A 21,022-nucleotide genomic window follows, 5' to 3' on the forward strand; every position below is an offset into this window, starting at 1 on the left:
TCACGGTAGCGAGGCGTCCCACCGCGCATGGACGGGTCCGCCCGAGGGCACTGGACGTCCATGACGCACCGATCCGACTCGACCACCGATCCCGCCGTCGGGGAGTCCACCAGCGCGGAGCGTGAGCGGACCGCCCCCGCGCCGGACGCTCCGCCCAAGCCGGACTCGCCCGGCGACCTCGTGAAGCCGACGTGGGGCTATGCGCTGCGCAAGACCGTGCGCGAGTTCAGTGACGACCAGTGCACCGACCTCGCCGCGGCACTGACCTACTACTCGGTCCTCGCGCTGTTCCCGGGCGCGATCGCCCTGCTCTCGCTCGTCGGCCTGGTCGGCCAGCGGCAGCAGACGGTCGAGACGCTGCTCGACATCCTGCGCGACGTCGGCGCATCGTCCGCGGCGGACACCCTCGAGCCGACCCTGATGGCGCTCGCCTCCAACGAGAGCGCAGGGCTCGCCCTCGTGATCGGTCTCGCCGCCGCGCTGTGGTCGGCGTCGGGCTACGTCAACGCCTTCGGTCGCGGGATGAACCGCATCTACGAGATCGACGAGGGCCGGCCGATCTGGAAGCTCCGCCCGGTCATGTTGCTCGTCACCCTGCTCACGGTCCTGCTCGCGGCGGTCGTCGCGGTCGGTCTCGTCCTCACCGGTCCCGCCGCCGAGGCGGTCGGCCGGGCGATCGGGCTCGAGACGGCGGCCGTGACGGTGTGGAGCATCGCGAAGTGGCCGGTGCTGCTCGGGGTCGTCGTCATGATCGTCGCACTGCTCTACTACGCGACGCCCAACGTCAAGCAGCCGAAGTTCCGCTGGATCAGCATCGGCGCGTTCGTCGCGATCGTGGTGTGGGTGCTGGCCTCGGCGGCGTTCGGCTTCTACGTCGCCAACTTCTCCAGCTATGACAAGACGTACGGCTCGCTGGCGGGCGTGATCGCCTTCCTGCTGTGGCTGTGGATCACCAACCTCGCGCTGCTCTTCGGCGCCGAGCTCGACGCCGAGCTCGAGCGCGGCCGCCAGCTCCAGGCCGGCATCGCGGCCGAGGAGGAGCTCCAGCTGCCCCCGCGCGACACCCGCAAGTCCGACAAGGCGGCCAAGAAGGAGCAGCAGGACATCGAGCGTGGGCGGCGGCTGCGCGAGTCGAGCGGTCGCAAGTAGTCAGCGCTCGGCCAGGAACTCGTCCACCTCGACCGCGGTCGGCGCCGACTCCGGCCCGCGCCGGGTCACCTTGATGGCGGCCGCCGCGTTGGCGCGCCGGCACCCCTCGACCCACGGCGTACCGGCCGCGACCTCGGCCAGCAGCGCCCCCGTGTGGGTGTCGCCGGCGCCGTTGGTGTCGACCGGCGTCTGGGGGAAGCCGGGGACGTACGTCGTCTCGTCCGCCACCCGCACCGCACAACCCTCCGGGCCGTCGCGCACGATGGCGACGGCGTCACCGCGGAGCAACGGGGCGACCGCGGTGGTCAGCCCGGCCAGGTCGCCCGGGGGCTCGTGGCCGACCGCGCGCAGGAGGCCCTCGGCCTCCTCGGCGTTGCTCGACCAGACGTCGGTCACCTCGAGCATCGCGGTGCGTACGTCCTCGGGCAGGTCGGCGAACGCGGCCCCGGGGTCGAGCACGACGACCACCTCCGGGTGCAGGTCCGGCAGCCAGGCGAGCAGCGGGTCGCGGGTGCTGTCGAAGGCCAGCGAGAAGCCGGTGACGCAGACGAGGTCGCCGGGGCCGGGCCGTGAGGTCGCGAGGGACTCCACGCTGATGTGCCGCTCGGCGCCGAGCGTGGTGACGAACGTGCGCTCGGCGCTCGGCTCGACCATCACCACGCAGATGCCGGTGTCGAGGCCGGGGACCGGGGGAGCGGAGACCGCGATGCCGTCCCGGTCTAGCGCCTCGCGGACCAGGTCGCCGTGCGGGCCGGTGCCGTGGGCGCCGGCGTGCACGCAGTCGGCGCCGAACCGCGCGGCCGCGACGAGCACCGTCACCGCACCACCGGCGTAGTCGGTGGCGGAGGAGGCCATCACGTTCTGGCCGCGCGGCGGGAGGCCGGGCACCTCCACGACGACGTCGACCAGCGCCTGGCCGGTGTGGATCACCCGGCTCATCAGGCGTCCTCCCCGAGGACCTCGGCGGTCGTGGCCAGGGTGATCTGGGGCGGGTAGAGCGCCATCACGTCCATGGCGGAGCGGTGGTTGTCGGGGGTCGAGCCGGCGCACGCGTCGGTGACGACGGTGATCGTCGCGCCCGCGTCGGCTGCCGCGAGCGCGGTCGAGATGACGCAGCAGTCGGTGCTCACCCCTGCGAGCACCAGGTGCGGCGTCGCCCCGGTGATCGCCGCCAGCTCCGGTCCCCACTTGCCGAAGGTGGGCAGCGAGACGGTCGTGTCGGTGAGGCCCGTCGCCTCCGGCACGAGCTCGAGCAGCGGGTCGTCCGCCGGCACGTCGGCGAACGGCCAGGCCGCGAGGTACGCCGCCCAGCTGCCCTGCGGGTCGGGTGCCGGGACCCAGCGCGTGACGACGGTGCGCTCTCCCGCGGCGGCGGCGAGGCGGCGTACGGGCTCGACGATCTCGGCGAACATCGGCGAGCCCCACTCGCTGTCGGGCGAGGCGAAGATCCGCTGCGGGTCGATGACGACCAACCAGGCGTCGGGATGCATGCGGCCCAGCCTGTCAGAGCCCCTGAGGTGTCTGAGGACGTGGCGGTCGGACCGGGAGCCGGGATCCGTCCACCGCGTCCTCAGTCATCGGGTCCGGTGGGGGCAGGTTTGCACCCGCGTTTCGTGCTTCCAGGTCGAGATCTCTACCTGTAACCAAGGCGGTCACCGGATATCCGGATACTCCAGCCCCAGCCCCAGCCCCAGCCCCAGCCCCAGCCCCAGCCCCAGCCCCAGCCCCAGCCCCAGCCCCGCCCCGGGACAGGCATCAGCGGCCGCCGGTCCCCCGATCGGCAGCCGCTGATGGGCACGAGGGAAGAAGGGGATTACTTCACCTCGGCACGCAGGACCGCGCGCAGCCCGAAGGCCAGCGGGATCCAGAGCCAGACCGTCGTGGTGATCGCGAGCTGGAGCCAGTTCTCACCGGTCACGTTCCCGTCGAAGAGCGGGATCGTCGCGTAGTTCACGTCGACCCACGGCTGCAGGTCCTCGAACCACTGCTGGAAGGCGGCCAGGGCACCCAGGGCACCGGGCAGGACCAGCGCGTAGACGAAATAGGCCACGATCGCCGCCGGCGAGTTCCGGATGACGGTGCCGAGCATGAAGCCCATCAGCATGCCGATGAGGTTCGCCAGGACGATCAGCCCGAACTGCTCGACCGTGATGTTCCAGACCGGGTCCAGGCCGGTGACGGCCGAGCCGACGAGGGTGCCGACGGCACCGACGCCGAGGGCCACGAACATCGACGCGACGCCGATGCCGAGGACGACCAGGAGCTTGGAGAGCACGACGCGTCCGCGCCAGGGCACGAGCGTGTAGGTCGTCAGTCCGGTGCGCTGGCTGTACTCGCTCGTGATCGAGAGGATCCCGATCATCGGCAGGATGACCGACATCGGCATGCCCATCGCGGTGGCGAAGGTCTCGAACGTGATGACGTCGTCGGGTGCCCACAGGATGACCGCGGCGCTCGCCAGCACGGTCACGATGCCGACGCTGGCCATCAGCCAGAACCCGGCGCGGGTGTCGAACATCTTGCGCAGCTCGACACCCATCAGGCGCGTGAGCGGGATGGGAGCGATGGTGCGGGCGGTGCGCTCGGCGTGCGGGGTCGTACGGATCGGGGTGGCGGTTGCGGTGGTCATGCTGCTGCTCCTTCACGGGCGGTCTCGGCAGTGAGCTCGAGGAACATCTCCTCCAGGCCGGCGCCGTCGGCGCCGCGCAGCTCACGGAGGGGTACGGCGGCGCGCAGCGCGACCTCGCCCACGGTCTCGGGTTCGGCGTCGACGCGCAGTCCGCCGTCGACGGGATGGGCGACGAGCCCGGCCTGGGTCAGCGCCCGGGTGAGCACGTCGACGTGGCTGGTGCGCACGATCGTGCCGGCCCCGGCGAGCAGCTCGGCCTTGGTGCCCTGCGCCACGATGCGGCCCTGCCCGATGACGACGAGGTCGTCGGCGATGACCTCGATCTCGTGGAGCAGGTGCGACGACAGCAGCACGGTGCCGCCGTCGTCGGCGAAGCCGCGGAGGAGGTCGCGCATCCAGCGGATGCCCGCGGGGTCGAGGCCATTGGCCGGCTCGTCGAGGACCAGCACCTGCGGGTCGCCGATCAGGGCGGTCGCGATGCCGAGGCGCTGGCGCATGCCGAGGGAGTAGTTGCGCACCCGGCGCTCCGCCTCCTCCTCGGTGAGGCCGACGCGGGCCAGGGTCTCGGCGACGCGGGCCTTGGGCAGTCCCATGGTCTGCGCGGCGATCGCGAGGATCTCGCGACCGGTCCGACCGGCGTGCTGGGCGGAGGCGTCCAGGAGGACGCCGACCTCGAGGCCGGGGTTGACCAGCTCGCGGTAGTCGCGACCGGTGATCGTGACGCGGCCGGAGCTGGGGCGGGTCAGGCCGACCATGACGCGCATGGTGGTGGACTTGCCGGCGCCGTTGGGGCCGAGGAAGCCGGTGACGCGACCGGTGGCGGCCGTGAAGGAGACGTTGTCGACGGCCGTGAACCGGCCGTACTGCTTGGTGAGGTGCTCGACGCTGATCATGGCCCCAGCCTCGCCGCGACGAGCGGCCCGGCGCATCGGGGACAGGGCCCCGTCGGTCCCCGAGGCGGACCCTGAGATGACCCCCAGCGCGGCCCCGGGGCGGGGGTGGGGTGCGGGTGGGTGGTGGTTGGGGGCGACTTGGGACAATGGTGGGGTGAGCCAGCCCACCACGCAGCGTCCGCCCCAGGTCAGCCTGGCGTCGGGCATCGTCATGTTCTCGTCGGTGGTGGTGCTGCTCACCGTGTGGGAGCGGGTGACCTCCCTCGGCTCGCTCGAGACCCAGCAGGCGATCAGCGAGGTCCTGGCCGACTCGCCGTTCACCTCCCTCGACCTGACCGTCTCCGGCACCACCGAGCTGCTGCGGATCTCCTGCATGATCGCCGCGGTCTGCGCGTGCGCCACCGCGATCCTCGGCTGGTACGTCCGAAAGCCCGACCGCTCGGCGCGGCTCGGCCTGACGCTCTTCGCCGTGCCGGTCTTCGTCACCGGTCTGCCGGCCGGCGGGCTCGCCGGCTCGTTCGTCGCCGCAGGCGCCGCGATGCTGTGGATGCAGCCCGGGCGCGAGTGGTTCGCCACCGGCAGGTGGACCCCGCCCGCGCCGGCCAGGCCCAAGGAGTCGACCAAGGACGCCACCAGGTCGTCCGATCGGCCCGACCCGTGGAGCCGGGCGCCGCAGGCGCCCGACGTGCAGGATCCGGACGCGCCCAGCACCCCGCCGCCGGCCAGCCGCCCCTTCGGCGAGCCCCCGGCCGCGCAGCAGCACCCCGGCGGTCGGCCCGCGGAGTCGCCGTACGGGCAGCCCTATCCCCACCCCGGCGCCCTGCCCGGACCCCCGTCGCAGCCCTACCCGCAGCCGTACGCCCAGCGGCCCGCCGCCTGGCCCCAGCACCAGCCCGCTCCCCCGCGGCCCGGCGCGATGGTGGCGGCCTTCGTCATCACGGTCGTCACGGCCGGGGGGCTGCTCGGTCTCTCGGTGCTCTGGCTGGCGATCGCCGGGCTCTCGCCGGACTTCCTGATGAGCCTGCTCGAGCAGCAGCAGCCCGAGCTCGTGGAGGACGGCCTGACCCTCGACCAGCTGCGCACCACGGTGTTCGCGGTGGCTGGCGCCTTCGTGGTGTGGTGCGTGGTGGCGCTCGTGCTGGCCGGCTTCGCGATGGCCCGCCGCGCGTGGGCGCGTCGCGGCCTGATGGTCAGTGCGGCCTTCAGCGCTGCCGCGTGCTTCGCCCTCGTGCTCAACGCCCCGCTCGTGCTGGTCCCGGCGGCGGCCGCGGTCGCCACCGTCGTGTGCCTGCGCCGGGTCGAGGTGCGGCGCTGGTTCTCCCTCGACGCCCGCTGATCGTGGCCCGCTCCGACGTGGTGGGGCGGCGTTGTGCGGGCATGGTGAGATAGCCCCATGAGCGAGCCCAGCGACCCCGGCCCGACGCACACGCCGTACGGCCAGGACCCCTACGGTCCCCCTCCGCAGGGGAACCCCTACGGCCAGCAGCCGTACGGCCAGCAGCCGTACGGGCAGCAGCCGTACGGGCAGCAGCCGTACGGGCAGCAGCCGTACGGCCAGCCCGCCGGTGACCGTCGCCCCGGCACCGTGACCGCCGCGGCCTGGATCGCCATCGTCTTCTCCGGCATCACTGCGGTCTTCCTCGGCCTGGGCGCCCTCGGGCTCGTCGTCGCCCGCGACGACCTGATCGACGAGATCGAGCGCGAGATGCAGTCCGGCCCCCCCGGCACCGACGTCCAGCTCGACCTCGACCCGGAGTCGATCGTCGGCGTCCTGGTCGCCGTGATCCTGGTGCTCCTCGTCTGGGCGCTCATCTCGATCGTGCTCGCGGTCTTCGTGCTGCGCCGCTCCAACGTGGCCCGCATCCTGCTCGTCATCTCCAGCGGCGTCGTCGCGCTGCTGTCGCTCATCGGCATCGCCAGCGGAGTCTCCGCGGTGTCGATGATCGCCGCGATCGCCACGATCGTGCTGCTCTTCACCGGTGGTGCGGGCGAGTGGTTCAAGGGCACCCCCGCGTACGCCGCGACGCCTGCGCAGTACGGCCAGCCCGGCCCGTACGGCAGTGCGGACAACCCCTACGGCAGCCAGCCGAACCCCTACGGCCAGGACCCGTACGGCCAGCAGCCGCCGCCCGGCGCGGACAACCCCTACGGCCAGCAGAACCCGTACGGCCAGCCCAACCCGTACGGCCAGGACAACCCCAACCCGTACGGCCAGCAGCCTCCGTCCGAGGACGACTCGAACGGTCCCGACCACCCGCCGAAGGACTACCCGGGCCGCTGATCGTCAGTGGTGGGGCCCGACCGAGGCGCCTGGAGGTCCAGTCGGCGGCGTGTCGCGAGTGACACGCCGCACCCGACGTGGCTGGGCCACGTGGTGCGGCCCCAGGAGGTGGGTCCGGCTCCTTCGCGGCTCAGCGGTACAGGTCGGCCGCGGCGAGGCGGCGTACGCCCTCGCTGATCACCTCGGGCTGCTTGCAGAACGCCCACCGCACCAGCTGCCGCCCGGCCTCGGTGTCGTCGTAGAAGCCCTGCGCCGGGATCGCGACGACACCGGCCCGCTCGGGCAGGGCGAGGCAGAGCTCGCGACCGTCGGCCCACCCGAGGTGGGAGACGTCGGTGGTCGCGAAGTAGGTGCCCTCCGGCACCCGCGGTGACAGGCCGGCGGCGGTGAGGCCGTCGCACAACAGGTCGCGGCGCCCCTGCAGGTCTCGGGCGAGCTCGCGCGGCCAGTCGGGCTCGTGGTCGAGGGCGTGCGCGATGGCCGGCTGGAGCGGTGAGCCGGAGGTGAAGGTCAGCCACTGCTTGGCCGACAGCACGGCCTGCACGAGCGGCGCGGGCCCGGTGGCCCAGCCGACCTTCCAGCCGGTGAGGGAGTAGGACTTGCCGGCGCTCGACAGGGTGAGCGTGCGCTCCCACATCCCCGGCAGCGTGGCGATCGGGACGTGCGCGCGGCCGTCGAAGACCAGGTGCTCGTAGACCTCGTCGGTCACCACGATCACGTCGTGCTGGATCGCGAGGTCGGCGACCACCTGCAGCTCCTCGCGTGTGAGGACCGTGCCGGTCGGGTTGTGCGGGGTGTTGAGCAGGATCAGCTTGGTGTCACTGGTGACGGCCGCCCTCAGCTCGTCGAGGTCCGGGCGGAAGTCCGGCGCCCGCAGGGTCACCGGTCGGCGCCGGGCGCCGCACATGTCGAGCATCGCGACGTAGGAGTCGTAGTAGGGCTCGAGGACCACGACCTCGTCGCCCGGGTCGACGAGGCCGAGCAGGGCTGCCGCGACGGCCTCGGTGCACCCGGTCGTCACCACGACCTCCCGGTCGGGGTCGACCTCGAGGCCGTAGTGGCGCTGCTGGTGGCGCGCGATCGCCGCACGCAGGGCGGGTACGCCGATGCCGGGGGCGTACTGGTTGGCACCGGCCTCGAGGGCGGCCTCCGCCGCCGCGATCACCGACGGCGGACCGTCGACGTCGGGGAAGCCCTGGCCCAGGTTGATCGCGCCGGTCCGCAGCGCGAGCGCCGACATCTCGCTGAAGACGGTCGGCGGGATGTGGGCCAGGCGGTCGGCGAGGGGCTGGGAGAGCGGCTTCGCAGTGGGCACGGACCCACGCTACCCAGCGGCGTGACTAGGGTCGGGGCCGTGACCACCGACGCCGCCCTCGCCGCCGACATCGACGCGGCCTGCCGCCTGACCGGGGAGTTCACCCTGCGGTCCGGCCAGGTCGCCGACACCTACTTCGACAAGTACCTCTTCGAGGCCCAGCCCGCTCTGCTCGACCGGGTCGCGACCCGGATGCTCGACCTGCTGCCCGAGGACACCGAGCTGCTCGGCGGCCTCGAGCTCGGCGGCATCCCGATCGCCACCATGGTGTCGTCGAAGACCGGCCTCCCCGCGCTCTTCGTGCGCAAGCAGGCCAAGGAGTACGGCACCTGCAAGCTCGCCGAGGGCCCTGACGTCGTCGGCAGGCGGGTCACGCTCATCGAGGACGTGATCACCACCGGCGGCGCCGTGCGCGACGCGACGCGCGAGCTGCGGGCCGCCGGTGCCACGGTCGAGGTCGTGGTGTGCGCCATCGACCGGTCGCCTGCGGGGGAGAACCCGCTGGCCGACGTCGGCCTGGAGGTCCGTCCGGTCCTCACCCGCGCCGACCTGGACGCAGCCCGGGACTGAGGCCGCTGGGCCGGCGACGGCCCTCAGTCGAGGTCGCGGCCCATGATGTCGCGGTCCGGGCCGCCGTCCTGCGGGCCGATCTCGGCACCGGGGGCGTTGGTGCGCTTGTGGCGCCACCACTCGATGACGATCGGGACCAGTGAGAACGCCACGATCACGATGATGAGCTTGTCGATGCTCTCCGCGAGGCCGGGGAAGGCGTCGCCGAGGAAGAAGCCGAGCAGGCAGATCGAGGCCACCCACAGGACCGCGCCGACGAGGCTCCACACGAAGAAGCGGTGCCGCTCCATCCGGGTGACGCCCGCGACGACGGTGATGTAGGTCCGCACGAACGGGACGAAGCGACCGATGACCAGCGCCTTGTTGCCGTGGCGGTCGAAGAACGCGGTCGTCTGGTCGAAGTACTTGCGCTTGATGATCCGGCCGTCGCGCTCGTAGAGCGGCGGACCGATCTTGCGCCCGATCTCGTAGCCCACGACGTTGCCGAGGAAGGCAGCGGCGGTCAGGGCCGCCATCGTGATGAGCAGCTCGGCGAAGGGCGGTCCGGGGAAGAGGTCGAGCTGGCCCGTCGCGATGAACAGGCCGAGGGCGAAGAGGAGCGTGTCGCCGGGGAGGATCGGGAAGAACAGGCCGCACTCCACGAAGACGATGAGCAGGCTGATCCAGAACAGGGCCGCGCCGAACCGCTCGAGGAGCCAGTTGGGGTCCATCCACTCGATGCCCAGCAGCATCGGCTGGACGCCCGAGGACAGGATGGACTGCAGGTCCCACAACGCGCTCACGCGCGCCACCCTAACCAGCGCGACCCCCGGTTCCCGCTTCGGCGACGGTGCCTAGGGTGCTGCCATGCAGGACGAGCACGAGCAGCAGCGGGCGCCGTACGACCCCATGCCGCACGGCCCGGCGGAGGTGGGGGTCGGACCGTGGCAGGGGGCGTGGCCCGAGGGCGGGCACTGGGACCCCGAGCTGCTCCGCGACGGTGACCGCCGCAACGTCGTCGACCGCTACCGCTACTGGTCGATGGAGGCGATCGTGGCCGACCTCGACACCCGGCGGCACGACTTCCACGTCGCGATCGAGAACTGGCAGCACGACTTCAACATCGGCACGATCGTGCGCACGGCCAACGCGTTCCTGGCGGCCGAGGTGCACATCGTCGGCAACCGCCGCTGGAACCGTCGCGGAGCGATGGTGACGGACCGCTACCAGCACGTCCGGCACCACCCCGACGCGGCGAGTCTCGCGGCGTACCTGCACTCGCTCGGTCCGGATGAGGGAGAGCCGGTGCGCCTGCTGGGGATCGACAACCTCCCGGGCTCGCTGCACCTCGAGACGATGGAGCTGCCGCGGCGGGTCTGCTTCCTGTTCGGCCAGGAGGGCCCGGGGCTGTCGGAGGCGGCGCGCGAGGTGTGCGACGGCACGTTCTCGATCGCGCAGTTCGGCTCGACGCGCTCGATCAACGCCAGCTCGGCCGCCGCGATCGCGATGCACAGCTGGGTGCGGACGTACGCCGACCTGAGCGGCGACGACGCCTGGCGCGGGTAGGCCCCACCCGTCAGGGACGGGGCCTCCGGGCCCGGGATGTCCCCTGTGCACCCCGGACCCGTCCCTCCCAGGTCTAGCGGCGCGTCTTCGAGTAGCAGATCAGCGCGCGGTCGCCGGCCTTCCAGGCGGCCTTCGACGGCCAGCCGAACCGGTAGGACCGCGACGTCACCGCGCCGCGGCAGCGCTTGGTCCCGATGCGGTTCCACGCCTTCTCGCTGGGGAACCGCGACGCCTTCACCTTGATCGCGGCGGTGGCGCGGAAGGCGTGCCTGCTCGAGCACACCGTGAGCAGGAAGTCGCGACCGGTCAGGCAGCGCGACACCGACTTCTTGTAGGGGAGCTTCCCGAGTGCGAGCTTGGCCGGGAGCGGCTCGAGGGTGACGCCGCCGAGAACGAGGTCGCACCGCAGCCACCGCGCGCCGGCGGCCTGCTGCTCGGGGGTCGGCAGGAAGTAGCCGAGGTTGTAGGCGCTCATCCGCATGCCGAGCAGCGACGTGCCGAGCGCCTTGCGCTGCGCCGGGAGGCACGTCTTGAGCGCGAAGCGGGTCAGCGGCGCGAGCCTGTCGTAGGTCAGGTCCGCGGGCAGCTGGGCGACGACGATGGTCTGGGCGGTGTGGGTGCCGGCGCAGTCGACCGGCGCCTCGACGTAGGAGTCGGCCGCGAGCTCCTCGGCGTTCATGTCGAAGCACTGGCCGACGGCCGGGGCGCCGTACGTCGGGTCCGCGGCGTTGGCCGGGGCGGTGCCGGTGGTGAGGGTGGCTGCGACCAGGGCCGCGACGGCGGCGCTGAGTCCGAGACGGCGGGTCATGGACGTCAACCTAAACCTGACGGGGGGTGGACGCCAGCCCCGTGCGGGTGGATCGCCGCGCCCCGGGCCGCTATCGCTGCGGCGCGAGCACCGCCTCGAGCGCCGCCAGTCCGCGGCTGCTGTGGCTCTTGACCGTGCCCTCGTTGATGCCGAGCTCGGCGGCCGTCTCGCGCACCGACAGGCCCAACCAGTGACGCAGCACGACGACCTTGCGCTGCTGCTCGGGCAGCCCCTGGAGGGCGTCGAACAGTGCGGACCTCTCCTCCGGCGCGGTCGGCTCGGCGGCGGGGTGGTCCGGCAGCGCGTCGCTCGGGCGCTCGCGGCGCCACGGTCGGCGCGACTCGTCGATGTTGGTTCGCACCATGATCTGGCGGCAGTAGGCCTCCTCGCCGCCCTGGGTCCTGATCCGCGGCCAGGCCACGTAGAGCTTGGTGAGGGCCGTCTGCAACAGGTCGTCCGCGCGGTGCCAGTCGCCGCAGAGCGCATAGGCGATGCGGCGCAGGTGCGCCTGGCGGGCGGCGACGAACTCGGTGAAGGCCTCGTCGCGGTCGGTGCCCCTCATCGCATGCCCTCGCCGGAGGCGTACTGCTGGCGGGCCCAGGTGATGAAGGCGTCGAGGGACTCGAAGCTCCCCCCGCCGTACACCACCTCGAGCTCGCCGCCGACCACGCGCCACGCGACGAACTCCGGCAGCCCGGCCACCTGCAGCCGGGCGACACCCGTGCGGTCGGCCTCCAGCGCGAAACCGCCACCCAGGTCGGCCTCGCGGCTCTCCATCACGGCCACGAAGGGTGACGAGGACGCGACAGCACCGTCCGGGCCCAGCCTCAGCCACGCGTCCGGGGTCTCGGTCACCGTCGTGTCGGGGGTGTCGCGCTGGTCGAGACTGCGCTGGACGCCCACCTTGGCGGCCAGCCATCCCGCGAAGTCGCCTGTGGCGGTGTTGGTGTGAAACGACGTCGCGCCTGAGAACTCGTCGGTCTCGGCAGCGATGAGCGAGTACTTCTCCTGTCCCTCGAACATCACGCGGACGCCGATCGAGGTCCTCCCGCTCCCGGTTGCGTAGCCCATCGGGTTGGGCACCCGCTCGAGGACGGGCCCCGCCTTCGGTGCGAGCACCAGCCGGCCGTCGACGAGCGTCGCGGGGTTGCCGACGAACGTGGGCTTCTCTGCCTGCTGCCTCATCCGTTCGAGCTGCCCTTGCCGCCGGTCCAGCTGGGCAGGGTCCCTCTCCGGCTCGCTGACCTCGCCCTCCCGACTGTCGGCCCGCTCGGTGGCCACCGGGGCATCGCCGCGCACAGCCGTGCCCGACCCGCCCGCCCAGACCGCGCCCCCACCGACGGCAACGGTGGCGACGACCATGGCCGTGGCTGCCACCCGACGCCGGCGTACGGCCCTCCGCCCGGCGGCGACGTAGTGCCCGGGCGGGACGTCGCGACCGGAGCTGAACGACCTGTCCAGCTCGTGCTGCCAGTCGATGTCCGTGCTCATGATTCCCCCTGGGGGTCGAGTGTTCCACCCGCAGAGACGGAGCGACGCGCCCGCCGGTTGTCACGTGGTGAGACGACCGGTCACGGGATTCGCGACTCGCGGGTAGCCACTAGGGTTGGGAGCGCCTGCCTGACCGCTTCAGAGGAGATCCCCGATGCCCATCGCCACCCCCGAGGTCTACGCGCAGATGCTGGACGCGGCGAAGTCGAAGTCCTTCGCCTACCCGGCCATCAACGTGTCGTCCTCCCAGACGCTCAACGCCGCGCTGAAGGGCTTCGCCGACGCCGGCTCCGACGGCATCATCCAGGTGTCCACCGGCGGTGCGGAGTACCTCTCCGGCCCGTCCGTGAAGGACATGGTCACCGGCTCCGTGGCGTTCGCCGCGTACGCCGCCGAGGTCGCGAAGAACTACCCCGTCAACATCGCGCTGCACACCGACCACTGCCCCAAGGACAAGCTCGACGGCTTCGTCCGCCCGCTGCTCGACATCTCCGCCGAGCGCGTGGCCCGCGGCGAGGCGCCGCTGTTCCAGTCGCACATGTGGGACGGCTCGGCCGTGCCGCTGGAGGAGAACCTCCAGATCGCCCAGGAGCTGCTCGCCAAGTGCGCCGCGGCCAACATCGTCCTCGAGATCGAGGTCGGCGTCGTGGGCGGCGAGGAGGACGGTGTCGCCAACGAGATCAACGACCAGCTCTACACCACCCCCGAGGACGCCATCGCCACGATCAAGGCCCTCGGGTCCGGCGAGAACGGTCGCTACATGACGGCCCTGACGTTCGGCAACGTGCACGGCGTCTACAAGCCCGGCAACGTCAAGCTCCGCCCCGAGATCCTCAAGACCGCCCAGGAGGCCGCCGCCTCCGAGCTCGGCCTCGGCGCCGACGCGCGACCCTTCGACCTCGTCTTCCACGGCGGCTCGGGCTCGACCGCGCAGGAGATCAGCGACGCCGTCGACTACGGCGTGGTGAAGATGAACGTCGACACCGACACCCAGTACGCCTTCTCCCGCCCCGTCGCGGCGCACATGTTCGCCCACTACGACGGCGTGCTCAAGATCGACGGGGAGGTCGGCAACAAGAAGCAGTACGACCCCCGCGCCTGGGGCAAGGCGGCCGAGGCCGGCATGGCGGCCCGCATCGTCGAGGCCTGCGAGAACCTGCGCTCCGCCGGCACGTCGCTGGGCGGCTGATCCTGCGAGCGGTGCGCCACCCACATTCCTGAGCGCCGGGATGTGGGTGAACCACCGCCGCCGGCGCGCCATCGACACAACACGACACGAGCGGTGGCCCACCCACCTCCGAGATGCTCGGAATGTGGGTGGGCCACCGCTCGTGGCGTCTTTCGGAGCCGTACGCCGACCTAGCGCGCCGGTGCGTTGCCCGGGATGTCGTCCGGGTCGCCGTACGGGTCCCCGTGGTGTGCGTGCTCGGTGAGGTCCTTCTGCACGCGCGGGTCGTCGGCGTCGGCGAAGTAGTCGAACGGGATCGTCTCGTCGCGACCGTTGGACACGTTCGCCGCCCGCAGCGCGACCGTCAGCAGGGTCGCGACGACCACGTTGATGACGAAGGCCGTCATCGCGATGTAGCCCATCTCGCCGATGCCCGGGATGTTGTCGAGCGAGCCGCCGAACGCCTTGCCGGTGACGGGGTTCTTGACGTTGTAGGCCCCGACGGTGCCGTAGACCATGCCGACCGCCCAGCCCACGAGCAGGCCGTAGCGGTGGAACCAGCGCGTGAACAGGCTGAACACGATCACCGGGAACGTCTGGAGCATCCAGATGCCGCCGAGGAGCTGGAAGTTGATCGCGTTCTGCTTGTCGAGCGTCAGCACGAAGACCAGCGCGAAGGCCTTCACCAGCAGCGACATCAGCTTGGAGACCTTTGCCTCCTGGGCAGGGGTGGCGTCCTTCTTGAGCCACTCCTTGTAGATGTTGCGGCTGAACGTGTTCGCCGCGGCGATCGACATGATCGCGGCCGGCACGAGCGCGCCGATCGCGATCGCGGCGAAGGCCACCCCGGCGAACCACGCCGGGAACATGTCCTCGAACAGCTGCGGGATGACCAGCTGGGCGTTGGGCTCGCCGTCGAGGCCGATCGGCTGCGTCCCTGCGGCGATCGCGACCCAGCCGAGCAGGGCCAGCAGGCCGAGCACGAAGGAGTACGCCGGCAGGATCGCGGCGTTGCGGCGGATCGTGTTGCGCGAGTTCGACGACAGCGACGCGGTGATCGAGTGGGGGTACATGAACAGCGCCAGCGCGGAGCCCAGCGCCAGCGTGGCGTACGCCCAGCCCTGGCCCGCGCCGGGGATGAACGAGCCGGTGGGCCCGCCGGTGGCCTCGTTGGTGGCCGCCATCTTGTCCTCGGCCGCACCGAAGATCGCGTCCCAGCCGCCGACCTGGCCGGGCAGGTAGACGATCGCGACGATGATCACCAGGTAGATGAGGATGTCCTTGACGAAGGCGATCACCGCGGGCGCGCGCAGGCCGCTGGAGTAGGTGTAGGCCGCGAGCAGCGCGAAGGCGATGAAGAGCGGCGCGTCCTTGGCGACGATGTTGTCGCCGCCGCCGAGCCCGGCGACCTCGAGCACCGCCTGGATGCCGACGAGCTGCAGCGCGATGTAGGGCATCGTCGCCACGAAGCCGGTCACCGCGACGGCGAGCGACAGCCCGCGGTCGTCGTAGCGCCCGCGCACGAAGTCGGCCGTCGTGACGTACCCGTGGCGGTGGCTCACCGACCACAACCGCGCCATGAAGATGAAGATGATCGGGTAGAGCACGATCGTGTAGGGGACGGCGAAGAATCCCGCCACGGCGCCGGTCGCGAACATCGCCGCCGGCACCGCGACGAACGTGTACGCGGTGTAGAGGTCGCCGCCGAGCAGGAACCACGTGATCCAGGTGCCGAACTTGCGGCCGCCCAGGCCCCACTCCTCCAGCGACTCCAGCGAGTCCGCGCGCTTGAAGCGGCTGGCCATGAAGCCGGCGATCGTCACCAGCGCGAACAGGGCGATGAGCACCGAGAGGGCGACTCCGTTGATGCCGGTGTCGGCCGCCATCACAGTGGGAGCAACGGTGGGGGTCATCGGTCCTCACCCACCTTGTGGGTGGTCTTGCCGCGGGCCGAGAGCGTGAGCTTGTAGGCCGTCCAGGTCAGTGCGGAGCAGATGAAGACCCAGAGGAACTGGTACCAGAAGAAGAACGGGAAGCCGAGCAGCGTCGGCTCGACCCTCGTGTAGTGCGGCACCCAGAGGAGCACGACGATGGGGATGAGGAGCAGGACGGCGGCGAGCGCCATCTTGCCCTTGTCGGTCGGGGGCACGCCCGGGTCTTCAGGGCGCGACTGCGGAGGTGTGTTCCCGGAATTCACCCGCGAGACCTTACCGGCGCCGTGACGGTGGTCACCGCCGTGCGGGTGGGTGCGAGCCGGGACCGTACGACGAGCGGTCGGTCTCGCGAGACGAGCGGTCGCTCAGCCGAGCAGCTCGTCCGCCGCGCTCGCGCTGGAGTCGCGCAGGAAGGTCGAGCAGCGCTCCCACTCCGCGGTCTCGCCGATCGCGCGGGCAGCCAGCGCGAGGAGGGCGAGCGAGCGCAGGAAGCCGCGGTTGGGCTCGTGCTCCCACGGCACCGGGCCGTGACCCTTCCAGCCGTTGCGACGCAGCTGGTCGAGCGAGCGGTGGTAGCCGACGCGGGCGTAGGCGTAGACGGTCACGTCGTCCGCGCCGGCCTCCTGCGCCTGGGCGGCCATCGCGGCCCACGCAGCGGGCGACTCCGGGTGGCGGCGTACGACCGCAGCCGGGGCGTCGCCACCGGCGAGCTCGGCGTCGGCGGGGTCGGCGGGCAGGTGGGTGGGCGGGGGACCGGCCATCAGGTCGCCGCCGAAGGGTCCGGAGGTCATGGGCCAACCCTAGGTGGGGGTCCGCCACACTTCGGTCATGCCCCACACCTTCACCACCGAGATCCAGGCGCGCTACCGCGACATCAACCTCGCCGGGCACGTCGACAACGTCGAGGCCGTACGGGTGCTCGACGAGGCGCGGTACGAGTTCCTGCGGTTCGCGCGGCTGCCGGGCCTGCCTGACGGGGCGACCGGCCTGCTCCACGGGACCGACGCGGGCGTGTCCGAGCTCGTCGCCTCGCAGACGATCGAGTACCACGCGGAGATGCGGTTCGTGCCCTACCAGCCGTTCCTCGCCTCACTGTGGGTGTCGCGGATCGGCCGGTCCTCGTTCACCGTCGCGGCCGAGCTGCGGGTCGAGGCCGGCGGCGGCCCGGCCGCGGTGTGGGAGTGCGTCAACGTCCTGTGGGACCACGGCGCCCAGGCGGCGTGGACGATCAGCGACGCCGTGCGCGCCGACCTCGAGGCGTACGCGGGGGACCCGGTGGCGTTCCGCCGCTGACGTCGTACGCCTCGCAGCCGAGCCGCCTAGGTTGCGGCGCCGCCGAGCAGGCGGCGCACCTTGTCCGGTCCGAGCGCCAGCACGAGCGTCGGCAGGCGTGGGCCGCGGTCGGCGTCCACGAGCAGGTTGTAGAGCAGCCGGAAGAAGTCCTTCTGGTCGGCCTTGACCTGGTCGGTCGGGGCGTCGTCGAAGCCGAGGCCCCGGGCGACCTTGGGCACGCCGTAGACGACCGACGTCACGGCGTCGAGGTCGCCGTCGTCGGGCAGGCGGTCGAGGAAGATGCGCAACCACAGCTCCTCGTTCTCGGTCAGCGAGGACAACCGCTCGGTGTCGGGCGTCTCGCGAACCGTGGTGCGCTCGTCGGGCGGCACGTGCTCGGCCGTCCACTGCATGGCCTTGGACAGTCGCGGCTCGAGGTCGGCGACCGACTCGTGCGGGAAGCCGGACGACTCGATGATCCGTGAGATGAGCTCGGCCGAGCCGGCCGTGACGTCGGCGACGGAGGACAGGGCGCGGAAGGGGACCGGCACCGCGGGAGTGGGGAGCCGCCCGGCGGACGCCGTCTCCGAGGAGCGGTGCCAGGCCAGCGTGGCGACGTCGGACTTCGCGGGGTCGGCGGCCTTGCGGCCCAGCGCGTCCCACTCGTCGTAGAGGCGGACGACGGAGGGGCCGAAGTCGATGTCGAAGGCCTGCGTCGGCGCGCGCCGGACATAGAGCCAGCGCAGCATCGGCGACTCGAGGATCCGCAGCGCGTCGGTGGCGGTCGGCACGCCGCCGGCCGACGAGGACATCTTCTGCACCCCGGCGAAGCCGACGAACGCGTAGATCACCCGGGCCGGTGCGCGCCAGTCGAAGATCGAGGGCGCGATCTCGGTGCCGACGGTGTAGGACGAGCCCGGCGTCATGTGGTCGCGGCCGGCAGGCTCGAAGTTGACCGACTCGTAGGCCCAGCGCATCGGCCAGTCGACCTTCCACACGAGCTTGCCGTCGTTGTCGGTGGACAGGTCGGTGGTGCCCTCGAAGCCGCACGAGGAGCAGGTGTAGGACAGCGTCGTGGTCGCCTCGTCGTACGCCGTGGTGGTGACGGTGTCGCGCCCGCACTCGCGGCAGTAGGGGCGGTAGGGGAAGCGGGCGATGGCGTCGGCGGAGGAGGCCGCCGTCGGGTCGCCCTCCTCGTCGTCCTCGTTGGCGACCGAGTCGGCGAGGTCGGCGGCCTCCTGGGCGGAGGCGTCCTCGCCCGCGGTGACCTTCCTGGTGCGGTGCCTGGCGAGCACGGCCTCGATCTCGTCGCGGCGCGAGACCGCGAGCAGGACCTGGTCGCGGTAGGCGCCGGAGGTGTACATCTCGGTCTGGGAGATCTCCTCCATCTCCACGCCGAGCTCGCGCAGCGACTCCTGGAGGGGCGCCTTGAAGTGCTCGGCCCAGCTGGGGTGGCACTCCCACGGGTCGGGCACGGCGGTCAGGGGGCGGCCGATGTGGTCGGCCCACTCGGCCGGCACTCCGGCCGGCACCTTGCGGAACCGGTCGAAGTCGTCCCACGAGTGCAGGTGGCGGACCGGCACCCCGCGGCGCCGCAGCTCCTCGGCCACGAAGTGGGGCGTGATGAACTCGCGGAGGTTGCCGAGGTGGATCGGGCCGCTGGGGGAGGCCCCGGACGCGACCGTCACGAGGTTGCCCTCGCCCGCGTGGCGTACGGCGTCGTCCGCCGCGCGCGTCACCCAGTCGACCGGCTCGCCCTGTCGCTGTCGTCCACCTCGTGCCATGCGCGCAAGGCTATCGGTGGGCTCGCCGGTGCCGATGATCGGCGCCGGAGCCGTCCCCCGTGGCGGCTCCGACGCCGGTGCTCCCGTGGAGCTGCCCGGCCGCACACCCCCGCGGCGGCCATGGCACACCAGTATCCGCTGGCCGTTCGCTGCCACACGGGTCGCGAGTGCCGGTGGCACTAAACTGCCACCATGTCGGGTGACCCCTCCTCCGTGCTCACGGCCCTCGGTCTCGATCGCAGGACCGAGCGCCTCTACTTCCAGCTCGCCCCGGTCTCGGGGCACACGGTGGCGGGCGTGGCCCAGCTCGTGCAGACGCGACCCGAGCAGCTGCTGCGCGACATGGGCCCCCTCCTCGAGCGGGGCCTCGTGTTCGTGAGCGACGACCGGCTCCGGGTGCCGCCGCTCGCGGAGGCGGTCTCCGAGCTCGTGCTGCGCGAGGCCCGCTCGGCGGCCACCTCGGCCACCGTCCTGGCCGGGCTGTCCAGTGCCGTGCCGCACCTCGTCGCCGCAGCGACCCGCCCCGATCGCGCGGACGTCAGCGAGGTCCAGCCGCTCGACGGCGAGCTCAGCTCCGGCGGGAACCCGCTGGACCTGCTGCGCCTCATGCTGCGCACCAGCCGGGGCGACATGCTGTGGCTGCGTCCCGATGCCTGGGCCATGCCACGCGAGTCCCTCGTGAGCGAGGTCCTGGCCGAGGCGATCGCGACCGGGCGCCGGTCGCGCGCGATCTACCCCGTGCGCGCGCTCACCGAGGCGCCGGACGCGTTACGCACACGCGCCCGCCTCGGCGAGCAGGTGCGCGTGATCTCCGAGGTGCCCACCCGCATGTTCATCCTGGGCGAGACCCACGCCGTGCTGCCCGAGCCGCTCGGCTTCCGCGACGAGCCCCGGGTCCACGTCCGCCAGCGCTCGATCGTCGCCGCGCTGACCCTGTGGTTCGAGTCGCTGTGGATGCGGGCCGCCCCGGTGCCCGACCTCGAGGAGGGGGAGGACCCGGACGGTCGCCAGTTCCTGCTCGAGCAGCTCATGGCGGGCGCGACCGACGAGGTGATCGCGCGCAAGCTGGGCATCAGCCTGCGCACCGTGCGCCGCCGGGTCGCCACCCTCATGACGGAGCTGGGCGTCGACACCCGCTTCCAGGCGGGCGTCGAGGCGGTCCGCCGCGGCTGGCTCTGAGGAGCGTCCCGGTCGGGGCAGGATCAGGAGGGCAGGATCATCGAGTACGCCGCGCGCTCGAGGCGCCAGCTGCGGCTGCGCTCGGGGCCGGAGATCTCCCCGTCGGCCGACAGCCAGAACTCGTCGCCGCTGACCTTCACCGACGTGCCTCGCAGGCTCAGCACGTCGTCGCGCTCCTCGTGCTCGCCCTTGCGGAGCCGCGCGACGTAGCCGAGCTTGGCCATCGGCTCCACGGCGCGACTGATCATCACGTCGAGCAGCCCGTCCTCGGTGTCGGCGTCGGGGTTGAGCTCCGTGCCGCCGCCCACGTTGCCGCCGTTGCCGATCGCGACCATCAGGACGGGCCGGTCGACGTCGTTGACGACGCGTCCGTCGATCTCGACGCGCAGCCGCCAGCTCGGCGGGTGGAAGGCGGAGAGCAGGGCCCCGATGGGGTAGCCCAGCTTGCCCAGGTTGACCTTGCCGACGCCGACCGAGCCGAGCAGGCCCTTCCACTTGTGGCCCTTGCGACTGGCCTGGGCGCCGACCCCGACGTGGACGTTGTTGACCACCACGTTGCCGACCTCGTCGACGAGCAGGTCCACGCCGCGCGGCTCCCCGTCGAGGACGAGGCGGGCAGCGTCGGCGACGTCGAGCGGGATGTCGGTGCCGCGGGCGAAGTCGTTGCCGGTGCCCATCGGCAGGAGCCCCAGCGTGGTGTCGGCGAGCTCCTGGCGCTTGTGCAGGGCCGTGACGACCGCGTGCAGGCTGCCGTCGCCGCCGGCCACCACGACCGTACGCCCGCCCGCGCGGTGCAGCACGCCGTCGAGCTCGCCCGGGTTGGACGTCTTGGCGACCTCGACCGACGCCTGCTCGCGGAGCACGGCGAGCGCCTCGGCCAGGCGCTCCTCGTCCGAGGTGCCGGCCTCGGCGTTGGTGATGACCAGCAGGGAGCGCACGGGCCGAACGCTAGCCCACCGGTCCCCAGCCGCGTCCCACCCCTGGGGACGCGCGCGGGCCGGCGT

Annotated in this window: 22 protein-coding genes; 8 read left to right on the forward strand and 14 right to left on the reverse strand. The window is 72.1% G+C overall.

Features of this window, described 5'->3' with window-relative positions; genetic code table 11:
• The first annotated feature begins 60 nt into the window (after positions 1 to 60).
• Complete coding sequence (locus AC57BS_RS10070; RefSeq protein ID WP_496411311.1) at positions 61 to 1,149, forward strand: YihY/virulence factor BrkB family protein; 1,089 nt, start codon at positions 61 to 63, stop codon at positions 1,147 to 1,149.
• On the opposite strand, the gene AC57BS_RS10075 is transcribed toward AC57BS_RS10070, so the two are convergent.
• The 4 genes from AC57BS_RS10075 to AC57BS_RS10090 all read right to left on the reverse strand — a co-directional run bounded on the left by AC57BS_RS10075 (position 1,150) and on the right by AC57BS_RS10090 (position 4,671).
• Positions 1,150 to 2,088 carry a PfkB family carbohydrate kinase gene (locus tag AC57BS_RS10075; protein WP_496411312.1) on the reverse strand — a complete coding sequence of 313 codons (939 nt, stop codon included), beginning with the start codon at positions 2,086 to 2,088 and terminating at the stop codon, positions 1,150 to 1,152. It abuts the gene before it with no gap.
• On the reverse strand, positions 2,088 to 2,639 hold the full coding sequence (locus AC57BS_RS10080) for a cysteine hydrolase family protein (RefSeq protein WP_496411313.1): 552 nt from the start codon (positions 2,637 to 2,639) through the stop codon (positions 2,088 to 2,090). Before AC57BS_RS10080 ends, AC57BS_RS10075 begins: the two co-directional genes overlap by 1 nt.
• A gap of 323 nt (positions 2,640 to 2,962) precedes the next feature.
• Positions 2,963 to 3,778 carry an ABC transporter permease gene (locus tag AC57BS_RS10085; protein WP_496411314.1) on the reverse strand — a complete coding sequence of 272 codons (816 nt, stop codon included), beginning with the start codon at positions 3,776 to 3,778 and terminating at the stop codon, positions 2,963 to 2,965.
• Positions 3,775 to 4,671, reverse strand: coding sequence for an ABC transporter ATP-binding protein (locus AC57BS_RS10090; protein ID WP_496411315.1), 897 nt, complete (start codon positions 4,669 to 4,671; stop codon positions 3,775 to 3,777). Before AC57BS_RS10090 ends, AC57BS_RS10085 begins: the two co-directional genes overlap by 4 nt.
• A 154-nt stretch (positions 4,672 to 4,825) precedes the next feature.
• Between AC57BS_RS10090 and AC57BS_RS10095 the strand changes: the two genes are divergently transcribed.
• On the forward strand, positions 4,826 to 6,007 hold the full coding sequence (locus tag AC57BS_RS10095; protein WP_496411316.1) for a hypothetical protein: 1,182 nt from the start codon (positions 4,826 to 4,828) through the stop codon (positions 6,005 to 6,007).
• A 57-nt stretch (positions 6,008 to 6,064) separates the two neighbouring features.
• Entirely contained in the window at positions 6,065 to 6,952 is an 888-nt protein-coding gene (locus AC57BS_RS10100) for a hypothetical protein (RefSeq protein WP_496411317.1), read from the forward strand.
• A 130-nt stretch (positions 6,953 to 7,082) separates the two neighbouring features.
• Here the strand turns inward: AC57BS_RS10100 and AC57BS_RS10105 are convergent, their stop codons facing one another.
• The gene (locus AC57BS_RS10105) at positions 7,083 to 8,267 is read right to left on the reverse strand and encodes a pyridoxal phosphate-dependent aminotransferase (protein ID WP_496411318.1); all 1,185 of its coding nucleotides are present in this window, start codon (positions 8,265 to 8,267) and stop codon (positions 7,083 to 7,085) included.
• A 39-nt stretch (positions 8,268 to 8,306) separates the two neighbouring features.
• Here AC57BS_RS10105 and pyrE point away from each other — a divergent pair, with 39 nt between their 5' ends.
• A complete protein-coding gene (pyrE, locus tag AC57BS_RS10110; protein ID WP_496411319.1) occupies positions 8,307 to 8,837 on the forward strand; it encodes an orotate phosphoribosyltransferase in 531 nt (176 codons plus the stop codon).
• Positions 8,838 to 8,860: 23 nt separating this feature from the next.
• On the opposite strand, the gene AC57BS_RS10115 is transcribed toward pyrE, so the two are convergent.
• Complete coding sequence (locus tag AC57BS_RS10115) at positions 8,861 to 9,619, reverse strand: DedA family protein (protein ID WP_496411320.1); 759 nt, start codon at positions 9,617 to 9,619, stop codon at positions 8,861 to 8,863.
• Between the two features lie 64 nt (positions 9,620 to 9,683).
• Between AC57BS_RS10115 and AC57BS_RS10120 the strand changes: the two genes are divergently transcribed.
• The gene (locus AC57BS_RS10120; RefSeq protein WP_496411321.1) at positions 9,684 to 10,382 is read left to right on the forward strand and encodes a TrmH family RNA methyltransferase; all 699 of its coding nucleotides are present in this window, start codon (positions 9,684 to 9,686) and stop codon (positions 10,380 to 10,382) included.
• A 73-nt stretch (positions 10,383 to 10,455) separates the two neighbouring features.
• Here AC57BS_RS10120 and AC57BS_RS10125 read toward each other — a convergent pair whose 3' ends face one another.
• From AC57BS_RS10125 to AC57BS_RS10135, 3 genes are all read right to left on the reverse strand, one after another.
• The gene (locus tag AC57BS_RS10125) at positions 10,456 to 11,190 is read right to left on the reverse strand and encodes a septum formation family protein (RefSeq protein WP_496411322.1); all 735 of its coding nucleotides are present in this window, start codon (positions 11,188 to 11,190) and stop codon (positions 10,456 to 10,458) included.
• 70 nt (positions 11,191 to 11,260) lie between these two features.
• Positions 11,261 to 11,752, reverse strand: a complete 492-nt coding sequence (locus AC57BS_RS10130) for a SigE family RNA polymerase sigma factor (RefSeq protein ID WP_496411323.1) — start codon at positions 11,750 to 11,752, stop codon at positions 11,261 to 11,263.
• On the reverse strand, positions 11,749 to 12,681 hold the full coding sequence (locus AC57BS_RS10135) for a hypothetical protein (protein WP_496411324.1): 933 nt from the start codon (positions 12,679 to 12,681) through the stop codon (positions 11,749 to 11,751). Before AC57BS_RS10135 ends, AC57BS_RS10130 begins: the two co-directional genes overlap by 4 nt.
• Positions 12,682 to 12,835: 154 nt before the next feature.
• Between AC57BS_RS10135 and fbaA the strand changes: the two genes are divergently transcribed.
• Positions 12,836 to 13,870 (forward strand): class II fructose-bisphosphate aldolase, encoded by a 1,035-nt coding sequence (fbaA, locus tag AC57BS_RS10140; protein ID WP_496411325.1) that lies wholly within the window; start codon positions 12,836 to 12,838, stop codon positions 13,868 to 13,870.
• A 170-nt stretch (positions 13,871 to 14,040) separates the two neighbouring features.
• Here the strand turns inward: fbaA and mctP are convergent, their stop codons facing one another.
• From mctP to AC57BS_RS10155, 3 genes are all read right to left on the reverse strand, one after another.
• Positions 14,041 to 15,762: a monocarboxylate uptake permease MctP gene (gene mctP, locus AC57BS_RS10145; protein ID WP_496411326.1), complete on the reverse strand. Its 1,722-nt coding sequence runs from the start codon at positions 15,760 to 15,762 to the stop codon at positions 14,041 to 14,043.
• Complete coding sequence (locus tag AC57BS_RS10150) at positions 15,759 to 15,998, reverse strand: DUF3311 domain-containing protein (protein ID WP_496411327.1); 240 nt, start codon at positions 15,996 to 15,998, stop codon at positions 15,759 to 15,761. The genes mctP and AC57BS_RS10150 overlap by 4 nt, the downstream gene beginning before the upstream one ends.
• 150 nt (positions 15,999 to 16,148) lie before the next feature.
• Entirely contained in the window at positions 16,149 to 16,574 is a 426-nt protein-coding gene (locus AC57BS_RS10155) for a DUF3151 domain-containing protein (protein ID WP_496411328.1), read from the reverse strand.
• A gap of 37 nt (positions 16,575 to 16,611) precedes the next feature.
• Here AC57BS_RS10155 and AC57BS_RS10160 point away from each other — a divergent pair, with 37 nt between their 5' ends.
• Positions 16,612 to 17,076, forward strand: a complete 465-nt coding sequence (locus AC57BS_RS10160) for an acyl-CoA thioesterase (RefSeq protein ID WP_496411329.1) — start codon at positions 16,612 to 16,614, stop codon at positions 17,074 to 17,076.
• A gap of 26 nt (positions 17,077 to 17,102) precedes the next feature.
• On the opposite strand, the gene lysS is transcribed toward AC57BS_RS10160, so the two are convergent.
• On the reverse strand, positions 17,103 to 18,839 hold the full coding sequence (gene lysS, locus AC57BS_RS10165) for a lysine--tRNA ligase (protein ID WP_496411330.1): 1,737 nt from the start codon (positions 18,837 to 18,839) through the stop codon (positions 17,103 to 17,105).
• A gap of 192 nt (positions 18,840 to 19,031) precedes the next feature.
• On the opposite strand from lysS, the gene AC57BS_RS10170 reads away from it, so the two are divergent.
• Entirely contained in the window at positions 19,032 to 20,018 is a 987-nt protein-coding gene (locus tag AC57BS_RS10170) for a helix-turn-helix transcriptional regulator (protein WP_496411331.1), read from the forward strand.
• A gap of 23 nt (positions 20,019 to 20,041) precedes the next feature.
• Here AC57BS_RS10170 and AC57BS_RS10175 read toward each other — a convergent pair whose 3' ends face one another.
• On the reverse strand, positions 20,042 to 20,956 hold the full coding sequence (locus AC57BS_RS10175) for a diacylglycerol/lipid kinase family protein (protein WP_496411332.1): 915 nt from the start codon (positions 20,954 to 20,956) through the stop codon (positions 20,042 to 20,044).
• Positions 20,957 to 21,022 lie beyond the last annotated feature (66 nt).

The organism is Nocardioides sp. BGA-UO-ETr-FS32 (assembly GCF_059567905.1).